Origin of the sequence: Croceicoccus mobilis, assembly GCF_001661965.1 — a bacterium.
Classification (GTDB): domain Bacteria; phylum Pseudomonadota; class Alphaproteobacteria; order Sphingomonadales; family Sphingomonadaceae; genus Croceicoccus; species Croceicoccus mobilis.
Window position 1 is genome coordinate 18,252 of sequence record NZ_LYWZ01000002.1, and the last position, 12,293, is coordinate 30,544.

12 protein-coding genes are annotated in these 12,293 nt (G+C 63.2%); 8 read left to right on the top strand and 4 right to left on the bottom strand.

Annotated elements, in window-relative coordinates:
* Positions 1–81: 81 nt before the first annotated feature.
* Positions 82–645, top strand: a complete 564-nt coding sequence (locus A9D13_RS00295; protein ID WP_066768465.1) for a superoxide dismutase family protein — start codon at positions 82–84, stop codon at positions 643–645.
* Between the two features lie 63 nt (positions 646–708).
* On the opposite strand, the gene A9D13_RS00300 is transcribed toward A9D13_RS00295, so the two are convergent.
* Positions 709–2,118, bottom strand: coding sequence for a M28 family peptidase (locus tag A9D13_RS00300; protein ID WP_066768468.1), 1,410 nt, complete (start codon positions 2,116–2,118; stop codon positions 709–711).
* A gap of 148 nt (positions 2,119–2,266) precedes the next feature.
* Here A9D13_RS00300 and ettA point away from each other — a divergent pair, with 148 nt between their 5' ends.
* The 3 genes from ettA (at position 2,267) to A9D13_RS00315 (ending at position 4,685) form a co-directional block, all read left to right on the top strand.
* The gene (gene ettA, locus A9D13_RS00305) at positions 2,267–3,940 is read left to right on the top strand and encodes an energy-dependent translational throttle protein EttA (protein ID WP_066768470.1); all 1,674 of its coding nucleotides are present in this window, start codon (positions 2,267–2,269) and stop codon (positions 3,938–3,940) included.
* A gap of 76 nt (positions 3,941–4,016) precedes the next feature.
* A complete protein-coding gene (locus A9D13_RS00310) occupies positions 4,017–4,379 on the top strand; it encodes a hypothetical protein (protein WP_156521841.1) in 363 nt (120 codons plus the stop codon).
* Positions 4,380–4,418: 39 nt separating this feature from the next.
* Positions 4,419–4,685 carry an acylphosphatase gene (locus tag A9D13_RS00315; protein WP_066768476.1) on the top strand — a complete coding sequence of 89 codons (267 nt, stop codon included), beginning with the start codon at positions 4,419–4,421 and terminating at the stop codon, positions 4,683–4,685.
* A gap of 1 nt (position 4,686) precedes the next feature.
* On the opposite strand, the gene A9D13_RS00320 is transcribed toward A9D13_RS00315, so the two are convergent.
* Complete coding sequence (locus A9D13_RS00320) at positions 4,687–6,054, bottom strand: chloride channel protein (RefSeq protein ID WP_066768479.1); 1,368 nt, start codon at positions 6,052–6,054, stop codon at positions 4,687–4,689.
* A 236-nt stretch (positions 6,055–6,290) separates the two neighbouring features.
* Here A9D13_RS00320 and A9D13_RS00325 point away from each other — a divergent pair, with 236 nt between their 5' ends.
* Positions 6,291–7,241 (top strand): RcnB family protein, encoded by a 951-nt coding sequence (locus A9D13_RS00325; protein WP_066768482.1) that lies wholly within the window; start codon positions 6,291–6,293, stop codon positions 7,239–7,241.
* A 215-nt stretch (positions 7,242–7,456) separates the two neighbouring features.
* Positions 7,457–8,134 carry a prolyl hydroxylase family protein gene (locus A9D13_RS00330; protein ID WP_066768484.1) on the top strand — a complete coding sequence of 226 codons (678 nt, stop codon included), beginning with the start codon at positions 7,457–7,459 and terminating at the stop codon, positions 8,132–8,134.
* 9 nt (positions 8,135–8,143) lie between these two features.
* Here A9D13_RS00330 and A9D13_RS00335 read toward each other — a convergent pair whose 3' ends face one another.
* Positions 8,144–8,551, bottom strand: a complete 408-nt coding sequence (locus A9D13_RS00335) for a metallopeptidase family protein (protein ID WP_066768486.1) — start codon at positions 8,549–8,551, stop codon at positions 8,144–8,146.
* A complete protein-coding gene (locus A9D13_RS00340; protein ID WP_066768489.1) occupies positions 8,551–10,209 on the bottom strand; it encodes a lysine--tRNA ligase in 1,659 nt (552 codons plus the stop codon). The genes A9D13_RS00335 and A9D13_RS00340 overlap by 1 nt, the downstream gene beginning before the upstream one ends.
* Positions 10,210–10,640: 431 nt before the next feature.
* Between A9D13_RS00340 and A9D13_RS00345 the strand changes: the two genes are divergently transcribed.
* Together A9D13_RS00345 and ppk2 are read left to right on the top strand one after the other, a co-directional pair.
* Positions 10,641–11,054 (top strand): hypothetical protein, encoded by a 414-nt coding sequence (locus A9D13_RS00345; protein WP_082922000.1) that lies wholly within the window; start codon positions 10,641–10,643, stop codon positions 11,052–11,054.
* Entirely contained in the window at positions 11,054–11,833 is a 780-nt protein-coding gene (gene ppk2, locus A9D13_RS00350; RefSeq protein WP_066768492.1) for a polyphosphate kinase 2, read from the top strand. Before A9D13_RS00345 ends, ppk2 begins: the two co-directional genes overlap by 1 nt.
* Positions 11,834–12,293: the final 460 nt, after the last annotated feature.

The window sequence follows — 12,293 nt, forward strand, 5'->3', positions numbered from 1 at the left end:
TGCAAGCGGGGTTGGCCACAGATAGCCGAACGACAGGTCGCATGATGCGACCACGCAAAAGGCACACATAAGGAGCGTCTGATGAAGCTTTCGCCGAAAACCGTTTCCCTTTTCGCCGCCGCAAGCGCGCTTGCCCTGTCGGCCTGCGGAGAACCGGCGGACACCACGCCCGAGACCGAGACTGCCGAGCCTGCCGAAGCCCCCGCCCAGACCGCAACCGCGATGCTCAAGGATACCGACGGCAATGATGTCGGCACCGCCACGGCAACCGAAACCGCCGACGGCCTTGCGATTGCGCTCAACGTCACCGGCATGCCTGCGGGCGAACATGGCGCGCATATCCACACCACGGGCGATTGCTCGGCCGCCGATTTCACCAGCGCGGGCGGTCACTGGAACCCGATGGACGTGAACCACGGCACCGAAAGCGAAGCGCCCAATCCGCATGCCGGCGACATGCCCAATCTCGTCGTCGCCGAAGACGGCACCGGCACGCTCGAGGCGACCTCGAACGGCACATTTGCCGGGCTGATGGACGAAGACGGCTCCGCATTCGTCGTCCACGCCAATGCCGATGATTACATGAGCCAGCCTTCCGGCGATGCAGGTCCGCGTCTTGCCTGCGGAGTCTTTACCGCGGGCTGATCATCCAAAGCTCATTAAAGGGGTGGCCTCCATGCAGAGGCGGCCCCTTTTTCATTGCGGGCCTCAATCTTCGAGAGTTTCCGCAGCCTCGATCGAACCGGGCGCATTCGCCAGCAGCGCAACCGTGGCTGTCCACGCCGCGACATTCTGCCGAAGCTGCGCGGGATCGACCTTATCCAGCGTATCATCCGCCGTGTGGTGCAGGTCGAAATAATTAAGGCCGTCCTGTTTAAGATCGACGATCACCGGATCGGTCGCTTCGCTGATTGCGCCCGTGTCCGCGCCGCCATGAGCGCTACCGGTGCCGCGCACGACACCCATCGGCGCCAGCAATTCCGCCAACCGGTCAGCCAGCGCCGGGTCGAGCCGCGTCTGTTCGAACGCGAAGACACGGTCCGCCCCGAAATCGCTCTCCATGGCGAGCGCGTGCTCTTCATCCTTGTGCGCCTCGCCATAGGCCGCGCCGCCGAACACGCCGACTTCTTCTGCACCTGCAAACAGCAGGCGGATCGTGCGGCGGGGCTGCCCCATCGCCGCGACATATTTCGCCGCTGCCGCGATGATCCCGCAGCCTGCGCCATCGTCGATCGCACCCGTGCCCAGATCCCAGCTGTCGAGATGGCAGGCAAGCAGTACGATGCCCGCACCCGGATCGCTGCCCGGAATCTCGGCCAGCACATTGCCGCTCTCGGTCTGGCCCAGCACCTTGGGCGTCAGCATTAGGTTCAGCATCAGCGGTTCACCCCGGGCGGCGGCGCGCGTCGCCATGCGTTCGAGGTTTTCTGCGTCCGGCACCGAAAGCGCGCCTGCCGGGATCGGGGTTTGCCCGTCCTCGAACATGGTGCCGCCCGCATGGGGCACGCGGTGGTGATCGGTGCCGATCGATTTGATGACGATGGCAGATGCGCCCTTCTTTTCCGCCAGCGACGCACCGGTCCAGCGCGCCGGACCCGCGAGCCCATAGCCCGAGCCGTCCTGCGTCGGCTTCATCCCGTGCGAGATATAGGCGATCTTGCCCTTCAGGCTGCCATCAGGGATCGCCTCGAGCGTGGCGTAAGAGGGGAATACGACGACCTCGCCGGTCATGCCCTTCGCCCCGGTCGATCCGCTATTGCCCAGCGCGGTCACGTGCATCGGCTGGGTGAAGGGCGCGGTGATCGCGGCCTTTTCCTCGCCCCGGACCCATGTGCGCATCATGTAAGGCTCGTTCCGGACGTTCGAAAACCCTTGCGCCTTTAGCCATGCCATCGCCCATTCGCGGGCCCGGGCCTCGGCCTTGGTCCCGGCAAGGCGCGGTCCGATTTCGGTCGTCACGCCCTCGGTGAAATCCCATGCGATGGTGTCACCCTCCAGAGCCTCGTCCCGAGCGGCGGCGATAAGCGCGTCGGGCGCGGTTTGCGCGGCGGCGGTCGATGCAAGGGTGGAAGCGGCTGCTGATGCCAGCAGGGCGAGCGCGGTTGCGGTGCGGTTCATGCTGCGATTGCTAATGCGCCATTGCGTGCCTGTCGATAGGTCAAAACGAGGTCAGCGCATCTGCCGCTTCGGCGCTTGCCGTATGGCGGTGAAATCCCTATCTCCGCCCCAAATCCGCAAAACACGAATTTCTGACGAAGGACGCCCGATGGCCGCCCAATACGCATATGTCATGAAAGACATGACGAAGACTTTCCCCGGCGCGCAGAAGCCGGTGCTGTCCAATATCAACCTGCAGTTCTATCAGGGCGCGAAGATCGGCATCGTCGGCCCCAATGGCGCGGGTAAGTCGACTCTGATCAAGATCATGGCCGGCATCGACAAGGATTTCCAGGGCGAGGCATGGGCCGGTGAGAACATCACCGTCGGCTATCTTGAGCAGGAGCCCGAGCTGGACCCGACCAAGACCGTCCTCGAAAACGTCAAGGATGGCGCGCGCGAGACCGCTGACATGGTCGAACGCTTCAACGCGATCGGCATGGAAATGGCCGAGGAAGACGCCGACTTCGACGCGCTGGGCGCCGAGATGGCGGAGCTGCAGGACAAGATCGACGCGGTCGATGGCTGGACTCTCGACAACCAGCTCGAAATCGCGATGGAGGCATTGCGCTGCCCTCCGGGCGACTGGCCCGTCACCGATCTGTCGGGCGGTGAAAAGCGCCGCGTGGCCCTCACCCGCCTGCTGATCCAGAAGCCCTCGATCCTGCTGCTGGACGAACCGACCAACCACCTTGACGCCGAATCCGTCGAATGGCTGGAAAACCACCTGAAGGAATATGCAGGCGCGGTGCTGATGATCACCCACGACCGCTACTTCCTCGACAATGTGGTGGGCTGGATCCTCGAACTCGACCGCGGAAAATACTTCCCGTACGAGGGCAATTACTCGACCTATCTCGAAAAGAAGGCCAAGCGCCTTGCACAGGAAGAGCGTGAGGAAAGCGGCCGGTCCAAGGCCCTGCGCGAAGAGCTGGAGTGGATCCGCCAGACCCCGGCTGCCCGCCAGACCAAGTCGAAGGCGCGTATCCGCAAGTTCGAGCAGCTGCAGGACGCGCAGTCGGATCGCAAGCCCGGCAAGGCGCAGATCGTCATCCAGGTGCCCGAACGTCTGGGCGGCAAGGTCATCGAGGCCAAGAACATCACCAAGGCCTATGGCGATAAGCTATTGTTCGAGGACCTGTCCTTCATCCTGCCGCCAGGCGGCATCGTCGGCGTGATCGGTCCGAACGGCGCAGGTAAATCCACGCTGTTCAAGATCCTGACCGGCAAGGAAGAGCCCGACAGCGGGACGGTCGAGATCGGCTCGACCGTGCATCTGGGCTTCGTGGACCAGAGCCGCGACCACCTCAACGACAAGAACAATGTCTGGGAGGAAGTGTCGGATGGCCTCGACTACATGAAGGTCAACGGCCACGACATGTCGACGCGTGCCTATGTGGGCGCGTTCAACTTCAAGGGCGCGGACCAGCAGAAGAACGTCGGCAAATTGTCGGGCGGTGAACGCAACCGCGTCCACATGGCCAAGATGCTGAAGGAGGGTGGCAACGTCCTCCTGCTCGACGAACCGACCAACGATCTGGACGTCGAAACGCTGGCGGCGCTGGAAGACGCGATCGAGAATTTCGCCGGTTGCGCCGTGGTCATCTCGCACGACCGCTTCTTCCTTGATCGTCTGGCGACCCACATCCTTGCATTCGAAGGCAACAGCCACGTCGAATGGTTCGAAGGCAACTTCGAAGCTTACGAGGAAGACAAGCGCCGCCGTATGGGCGATGCTGCGGATCGTCCGACCAAGCTGCAGTACAAGAAGCTAACCCGCTGATATGAGCGAACGGTCGCAAGTCGATGGCGGCTTGCGACCGGTTGCGGACGTTGGAGCTTCATCTAAAAGGCGAGAAATGGATGATAAACGCCGTCACCAATTAGTTGATCTATATGATGCCAAACCAGCTAGCGTGGAGCAGTTCAGGTCCGTGCTTCGGCAACTCATTGGGCATCTCGATATAAACTCCGAAGAGATGGAAATCGTTGATTGGGATGCTACTGGCCGAAATCCTGCCGATTTCAATCGATTGGCTGCAAAGGCTTGGGACTTTAACGAGGTGGGGGATGCCGCCAGTCGCCGACGGCTATTCGCGGGCTTTATTACTAACAGCGAAATCACTGACGGCTATGGTGCAGATTACTTGATTGATTTCGCGCTTGGCGCTGGCATTCCCGCAGCCGCGATTTATGACGCGATGACGAGAAGCACCGAGTAGTCCGACCCAAACATTCAGGACCTATCCCAAACCAGCCCTATGCCCGCCACTCACCTCATCATCCACGGCAAAGTCCAAGGCGTCTTCTACCGCGACTGGACCGTCAGCACCGCGCGCGGCCACGGCCTGACCGGCTGGGTCCGAAACCGGGCGGACGGAACGGTTGAGGCGCATCTGGAAGGCGACAGCGCCGCCATCGACGCGATGATCGCCGCCATGCACGATGGCCCGCCCCGCGCACGCGTGGAGCGGATCGAAAGCGAAGCGGCAGAGCCGGAAGGCTTCACCAGCTTCACCCGGCGCTAGATCACGAAATCGACGAACTCGCCCGGCGCTGGCCTTTTTGCGCGGTGCCCTCGGCTTTCGAAAAGCCGGTCCTGGGCAGGAAGCTCTTGGCCAGCTCGTGATAGAGGCGCTTGCGGCAGACCATCGAACCGGCCCAGTCACCGATCAGCGCGGTGGCGAACAGCGGCAGGATCGCATGGCTGCTTCCCGTCGCTTCAGACAGGATGATCACGCCCGTCAGCGGAGCGCGCACCACGCCGGTGAAATAACCCGCCATGCCCAGCAGGACGATCATGCCGGCCTGTTCGGTCGGGAAGAAGCCTGTCATCAGCTGGCCGAAGCCCGCGCCCACTGCCAGCGAAGGCGCAAAGATGCCGCCCGCGATGCCGCTGGCGCTGGTGGCGAGTGTCGCCGCGAATTTCGCAGGCCCATACCACCATTCGCCGCCGCCGCCTTCCAGCATGACGCGTGTCGGCTCGTACCCCGTGCCCGATGTCATGCCCCCGCTGACAAGGCCGAGCAGGGCGACGACTATGCCGCACACTAGCGCGGTGACAAGCGGGCGCTTGCCCAATAGCTTGGCAAAGCGCCCGTCCGGCCCGCGCAGTGCCAGCATCCAGCGTGAGAACAATCCGCCAAGAATGCCGCCCGCAATGCCAAGCAGCGGCGCTGCGACGACGATGGTCACGATAGAGAGACCGCCCGCCTCCATCTCGCCGAAATAGACGTAATTGCCCGCAATGCCCTGCGCGGTCAGACCCGCGATCATCACCGCGCCCATAACGAGGACCGCGACGCGCTGTTCATAGGCGACGGCCAGTTCCTCGATCGCGAAGGCGATACCGGCAAGCGGCGTGTTGAACGCCGCAGCCACACCCGCCGCGCCGCCCGCGATCAGGACGCCCGGCGTCATCGGCACACGCAGCAGGCGGTGGACCGCGACCATGATCGCCGCGCCCAGCTGCACCGTCGGCCCCTCGCGGCCCACCGTGCCGCCACCGGCCAGCGCCGCCAGCGTGAAGAATATCTTGGCAATGGCGGCGCGCAGCGAGACGAGCCGGCGCGACACGCGTCCGCGCGGCTGGCGGCTGGCGGCGATGACCTGCGGGATGCCCGATCCGGCCGCCTCTGGTGCAAAGCGCATCTGCGCGGCCGCGATGGCAACGAAAATCAATGGCGTCATTACCAGCGGGATCAGCGGATCAATTGCGCGCACCCGTTGGAACAGCGCATGCGCCATGTCGCCCGCCTGCGCGAAGAAGATCGCGACAATACCGACCAGCACCGCGGAAACGAGCGTCGCGATGCGGCGCCCCCACTCGCGCCGGCTGACGAGCAGTTCATTGACGTGGTCGGGCAGGAGGCGGCCCGAAGGCCGAAGGGAGATCATGCCCCTCCCCTATTGCCGCCTAGGTGAGTCGTCCAGCGCCGATCCCGATTGGCGGGCACATCCGGGTGGGTTCTCTGCCATCCGCCCATCAGGTTAATCCAGAATAGCCTGAATATGAACGAATCCCTGCGGCCCGGTTCAGATATGCGACAGTCGGTTACGTTTAGGGATGCAATCAGGACATGCGGCGCGCGACAAGTACGGGAGCGAGTCCGCGCCCTTGAGGAGAGACACTTATGATCAGGGTCAATACATTGAAGAGGCTCACGGGACTCGCCCTGGCAACGACCATGCTTGCCGGAGCGCCCATCGCACAGGCCTCAGAAACCATCCAGTCGCAGCGCGCGGCGGCCAATTCGGCCATCGGCGCCAGCAATACGATTGCCTCGCTTGCACCTGAAGAGCGGATCCGCCGCGGCGCAGGCCGCAACGACGAGGCGCGCGGCCAGCGTTCGCAGCGCCGTGACGCGCCCCGCCGTATCCAGCAGGACCGTGTGCAGCAGGAACGCCGCGACGTGCGCCGGGCGCAGCGCGAAGTGCGCAACGAGCGACGCGATCTTGGCCAGGCGATGCGCCGGGCGCAAGAAGAACGCCGCGATGTGCGCCAGGCACAGCGTTCGGAGCGCCGCAACGATCGCAACGACCGCGACAACCGCACCTGGAGCCGCGACCGCAATGATCGTGACCGGGGCCAGACGCGCAATCGCACCTATGCGGACAATGATCGCAACCGGAGCTATACCAGCCGCGACCGGGATCGTGACCGCCGCGACCGTGATCGCAACTGGCGTGACCAGCGCCGCGACAATGACCGCTGGCGCAATAACGACCGCCGCTATTCCGACAGCCGCTGGCGTGACCAGCGCCGCGATTATCGCCGGTGGAACCGGGACTGGCGCCAGTCGAACCGCTACAACTGGCACAATTATCGGGCGCGCAATCGCAGCATCTATCGCGTGGGCCGCTATTACACGCCCTATCGCGACTATCGCTATCGCCGCCTGAGCATCGGCTTCTCGCTGGGGTCGCTGTTCTATAGCTCGCGGTACTGGATCAATGATCCGTGGCGCTATCGCCTGCCCGAAGTCTACGGCCCCTATCGCTGGGTCCGCTATTACGACGACGTGCTGCTGGTAGACATCTACAACGGCGAAGTGGTCGACGTGATTTACGACTTCTTCTGGTAAGGTCCAAGGGTCGCAGCCCCGCCCTCTCCTGTAAGGATCACGGGTTGGGCCTGACAGAAGCGAGGCCCCTGCCGCAAGGCGGGGGCCTTTTGCTTTTGGGGCAGATTGCTTTTGGGGCAGGCGGGGCGTGTATCCGATTGTCCGCGCGGTTGATCGCGCCCGCCTCCCTGTTTTAGAGCGGGGCCAACTTAAGCGGCATTTCAGGATTCCCAGCCATGGCCAACACCTCAAAGATCGATGAGGAAAATCGCAAGCAGTTGATGGTGATGAACGCCGCCACGCTGGAACGGCTGCGCGCTGATGACACGGTTCAGCCGCTGGTCGACGACGACAAGCTGCAGCTCTTCGGCATCCCGGAATTCTTCTCGCCCGATGAATGCCAGAAGCTGATGACGATGATCGACGCCGTCGCCCGCCCCTCCCCGGTTTTCTACGCCACCGAAGGGCGCGAGGCGCGCACCAGCTATTCGGGCGACCTCGACGCGCATAACCCGTTCGTGCGCAGCCTGCACCGCCGTATGGACGATCTGCTGGGCGTGGAAGAGGAGTTCGGCGAGACCATGCAGGGCCAGCGATACCAGGTGGGCCAGCAGTTCCGCGCCCATCACGACTGGTTCGACACCACCCAGTCATACTGGACTCCGGAAGTCGCCGCAGGCGGGCAGCGGGCGTGGACGTTGATGGTCTATCTCAACGATGTCGAGGAAGGCGGAAACACCGATTTCCCGAAAGCCAATATTTCGGTCCCGCCGCAGGCCGGCACGTTGATCATGTGGTCGAACGCCAACGCGGACGGTCGGCCCAACATGAACACGCTGCATGCGGGCACGCCGGTCAAGAAGGGCACGAAATACATCATCACCCGCTGGTATCGCGGAAGGCGCTGGTATTAGGCCGGGGCACTAATCGTCTGCGCTGTCTTCCAGTGCGTGCATGTCATCATCCGACAGGCCGAAATGATGCCCGATCTCATGCACCACCACATGGAAGATCAACGCATCCAGCCTGCCGCCCGTCTCCACCCATTCGGCCAATAGCGGCATGCGGAACAGCGTAACGATGGGCGGCATGTCGCCTGTATCCCATACCGATTGCTGATCCATCGGGCGGCCATGATAAAGCCCCGACAATTCCCAAGGATCGGTGATGCCCAGCTCGTCCAGCACCTCGCGCTCGGCGAAGTCGGCAATCTGCACGACCACGCCCTCCACATGCGGCTTGAACGCATCCGGCAGCCGGGCGAGCGCGTCCAGCGCCAGCGTCTCGAGCTCTGCCGCGCTTGGCGGTTCGCCCGAGATGCCAGCGCGCATCAGGCGCGCTCCAGCGCCTCTGCGATCAGGCGGCGCGTATTGGCAACACCGTAGAGCGCGATGAAGCTGCCCATGCGCGGCCCTTGGCTGGACCCAAGCAGCGTTTCGTACAATGCCCGGAACCAGTCGCGCAGATTGCCGAAGCCGAACTCCTCGCGCTTGCCGATTTCATAAACGGCGGTCTGCATGTCCTCGGCAGGCGTATCCTCGGCAAATCCGGCAAGATCGGCATCCAGCGCCTTCAGCGCCTCGGCCTCGTTCGCCTCTGGCGCGCGGCGCGACAGGGTGGGCGCGACGAATGCCTCGTTATAGGCGAGCGCTGCCGTCACCAGCGCGTCAAGCTCGGGATAGTTCTCCGCCTGCGCATCCTCGACATAATTGGCGAGATAGGCCCAGACCTGATCGCGCGTCGCCTTTGCCCCCAGCACCCCGACAAGGTTCAAGAGCAGGCCGAAGGTCACCGGCAGGCTGTCGCCCGAACCGTCAGGCAAACCCGTTTCCGTATCATGCCCGCCATTTGCGCCCAGCAAGTGCCACGCCGGATTGCCCAGTTGCTGCTCCACCGGCTGCGCGGGCAGCTTTTCGCGGAACTGCCAATATTCGTCGACCGCGCGCGGGATCACGCCCACGTGCAGCTGCTTGGCGCTCTTGGGATTGGCGTAAAGATAATGGCCGAGGCTTTCCTCGGTGCCGTATTCCAGCCATTCCTCGATCGTCAGGCCATTGCCCTTGGACTTTGAAATCTTCTCGCCATTCGCGTCGAGGAATAGCTCGTAGATCATGCCCTCAGGCTTCCGAGCGCCCAAAATTTTCACGATCTTGCCCGACTGGGTGACACTGTCGGTCAGGTCCTTGCCGCACATTTCGTAATCGACGCCAAGTTCCGCCCAGCGCATCGCCCAGTCGACCTTCCACTGCAGCTTGGCCTTGCCGCCAAAGATGCAGTGTTCGATCACCTCGCCCTCATCCTCGAAACGGATGATGCCGGCCTCGGCGTCCACGACCTCGATCGGGACCTGCAGCACGATGCCGCTCTTCGGGCTGACGGGCAGCACCGGGGAATAGGTCGCGCGGCGCTCTTCCCGCAGCGTCGGCAGCATCACAGCCTGGATCGCTTCAAACCCGCGCAAAACCTTGCGTAGCCCCTCGTCGAAGGCGCCCGAATTATACCGCTCCGACGCAGAGACGAATTCATAGTCGAACCCGAAACGATCCAGAAACGCACGCAGCTTCGCATTATTATGCGCCGCGAAACTGTCGAACCCGGCGTTGAAGGGATCGGGAATGCGGCTCAGCGGATGACCCAGATGCGCCGCCAGCACATCGCCATTGGGCACATTGTCGGGCACCTTGCGCAGGCCGTCCATGTCATCGCTGAACGCGACGAGCCGCGTCGGGTGGCCGCCGGTCAGGACCTCATAGGCGCGGCGCACGAAAGTCGTGCGCAGCACTTCCTGAAACGTGCCGATATGCGGCAGGCCACTGGGGCCATAGCCGGTTTCAAAGAACACCGGCACCAGCTCGCCCGCAGCGTTGCGCTTGCCGCCGGGAAAGCGTTTCGCAAGGCGCTGCGCTTCCTGAAAAGGCCAGGCCTTGGAATTGGCGGCGGCAGCCTGCAGCTGCTCTGCGGTGGTCGCGATCGTGTCAGTGGTGCTCATAGTGAGGCGGGCCTTGCGTGAAAGCGATGCGAATCGCAAGTGCCATGGCGCGACAATACGTCGGAACCGCCCCATTCAACTCCTGAAACCTCCTTTCAAAATGAACCCCGGATAAACGCGCGATAAACGCCAAATGAACGCTCTCAACCGGGCCAGAAAAGCACTCGTTTCGGCGCTCGCGCCCTATGCGGGCATCGGCATCGCGCCCATATCCCGTATCGACCAGTGGCGGACGGATGGCGATCCCGCCGCCCTGATCCCAAGAAGCCGGATGGGACCGCTCGCAGTCCCCCTCCCCCTAAGCGGCGGAGCCCATCCGGCAAACTTCTCCCTTCCATTTCCTGACAGCATTTGTGGGCTTGAGGCTGGTCCTCAAATGCCTAGGCTCTGCCCTGCCCGCACCACCCGCGGGCTTGGCGACAGGAGCAGATATGCGCGGTTTCCTCTTTGCGGCTCTTACGATGCCCATGCTGGCGGGATGCACCATGGATGACGGCATGGCCGAAGCCGGCGTGCCGCTGCCGGTGTGCCCGGCGGAAACGCGCGGCTGGAACGCGTTCATCAATGCCATGCCGGGGCCGGGTTCGACGCCGACGCTGATCGTGACCGGACAGGCGCTGGTGCCCGATGGCGCGGCGGCGGTGCTGGTCGCGGGGCCGACGGACCGGATGATGCCGCCGGGGCAGCGCGCCACTTTGTCGCTTAGCCCTGCGCCGGATGCGGCGGGCGGCTGGGTCGATGTGCGCATGGAGATAAAGCCGGCATTGCCTGAATATCGCGCAGTGATGATCGCCTGCGACGGGGAGCCGGTGGCCGAGATCGCCGAAATCGAAACGGCGGTCTGATGGCCATCAAGAAGAAGGAATACGAATCCGCTCTCGACGATCTGTGTCTTGAGCTGGTCGGCATGGCGCGCTGGGCGCGGGCGAAGGGGGAGCGGATCGTGGTGCTCTTCGAAGGGCGCGATACCGCCGGCAAGGGCGGCGCGATCAAGGCGATTCACAATTGCCTCGACCCGCGGCAATGCCGGGTGGCGGCGCTGCCCAAGCCTTCGGACGAGCAGCAGGGGCAGTGGTATTTCCAGCGCTATATCCAATATCTGCCGACCGCGGGCGACATCACATTGTTCGACCGCAGCTGGTATAATCGCGCCGGCGTCGAACGGGTCATGGGCTGGGCGAGCAAGGAAGAGGTCGCGGCGTTTTTCCGCGCCGTGCCGGTGTTCGAAAAGATGCTGGTCGACGATGGCATCCGTCTCTTCAAATATTGGCTGAGCTGCGATCAGGCGCATCAGGAAGAGCGGTTCAGGGAGCGGCTCGACGATCCGCTGAAGCGGTGGAAATTATCGTCCACCGATGTCGCGGCGCGGTCGAAATATGCCGACTATACCAAGGCGCGGGAGGCGATTTTTGCTGAGACGCATACGGGCTGGGCGCCGTGGACGATGGTGGATTTCAACGACCAGAAACGCGGGCGGCTGACGCTGATCCGCGATCTGCTCGACCGGCTGCCTGACACATATGTCCCGCCCGAGCCGATCGACTGGCCCGAACTTGGCCACGAACCGCTGAGCGAGGGGTTCGAGCGGCTGAAGCCGATCCCGGATTTTCCGATTTCGGATTGAGGCGCGCTTAAGGTGACACCCGCTGGTCAGGGTTACACTGGCCGGACAGGCGTTACCCTTCCCCTGGGGGCAGGGTGACATAAGTGACATGTCCTACAACGGGCGTCACCCGGCTGTATCCCGCAGGAATGCCGGGGTTTGCGGGGTTTGGGTGACACATGGCGCCCAAAGGGAAAAATTTGCAGATGATTTTGGGGGCGCTGCGGGGCGCGTCTTTGCGGCGCAAGCCCGACCCTTTCGCGCGCGTGCGCCGGGGCCGGGTTTTGCCCTCATGCGCTGACGAGGGGCTGACGATGGGAAGGAGCCAGCGTCGGCTATGGCAGGGCGTGGGGGTGTAGGAAAGTTGATATAAACGAGATCACAATTTTAATGCCAAGGGGTGTTGAAAACATATTTTTCTACTATAATTAAGACGACCCTGCGCACTCGAAGCCTCTCGCTCTGCGAAAGGCCCGTAGTA

What these genes read in the sequence shown, in the direction of transcription:
- A9D13_RS00295 (WP_066768465.1), top strand. Translation starts at nt 82, where the DNA reads ATGAAGCTTTCGCCGAAAACCGTTTCCCTTTTCGCCGCCGCAAGCGCG.
- A9D13_RS00300 (WP_066768468.1), bottom strand. Translation starts at nt 2,118, where the DNA reads ATGAACCGCACCGCAACCGCGCTCGCCCTGCTGGCATCAGCAGCCGCT.
- ettA (WP_066768470.1), top strand. Translation starts at nt 2,267, where the DNA reads ATGGCCGCCCAATACGCATATGTCATGAAAGACATGACGAAGACTTTC.
- A9D13_RS00310 (WP_156521841.1), top strand. Translation starts at nt 4,017, where the DNA reads ATGGATGATAAACGCCGTCACCAATTAGTTGATCTATATGATGCCAAA.
- A9D13_RS00315 (WP_066768476.1), top strand. Translation starts at nt 4,419, where the DNA reads ATGCCCGCCACTCACCTCATCATCCACGGCAAAGTCCAAGGCGTCTTC.
- A9D13_RS00320 (WP_066768479.1), bottom strand. Translation starts at nt 6,054, where the DNA reads ATGATCTCCCTTCGGCCTTCGGGCCGCCTCCTGCCCGACCACGTCAAT.
- A9D13_RS00325 (WP_066768482.1), top strand. Translation starts at nt 6,291, where the DNA reads ATGATCAGGGTCAATACATTGAAGAGGCTCACGGGACTCGCCCTGGCA.
- A9D13_RS00330 (WP_066768484.1), top strand. Translation starts at nt 7,457, where the DNA reads ATGGCCAACACCTCAAAGATCGATGAGGAAAATCGCAAGCAGTTGATG.
- A9D13_RS00335 (WP_066768486.1), bottom strand. Translation starts at nt 8,551, where the DNA reads ATGCGCGCTGGCATCTCGGGCGAACCGCCAAGCGCGGCAGAGCTCGAG.
- A9D13_RS00340 (WP_066768489.1), bottom strand. Translation starts at nt 10,209, where the DNA reads ATGAGCACCACTGACACGATCGCGACCACCGCAGAGCAGCTGCAGGCT.
- A9D13_RS00345 (WP_082922000.1), top strand. Translation starts at nt 10,641, where the DNA reads ATGCGCGGTTTCCTCTTTGCGGCTCTTACGATGCCCATGCTGGCGGGA.
- ppk2 (WP_066768492.1), top strand. Translation starts at nt 11,054, where the DNA reads ATGGCCATCAAGAAGAAGGAATACGAATCCGCTCTCGACGATCTGTGT.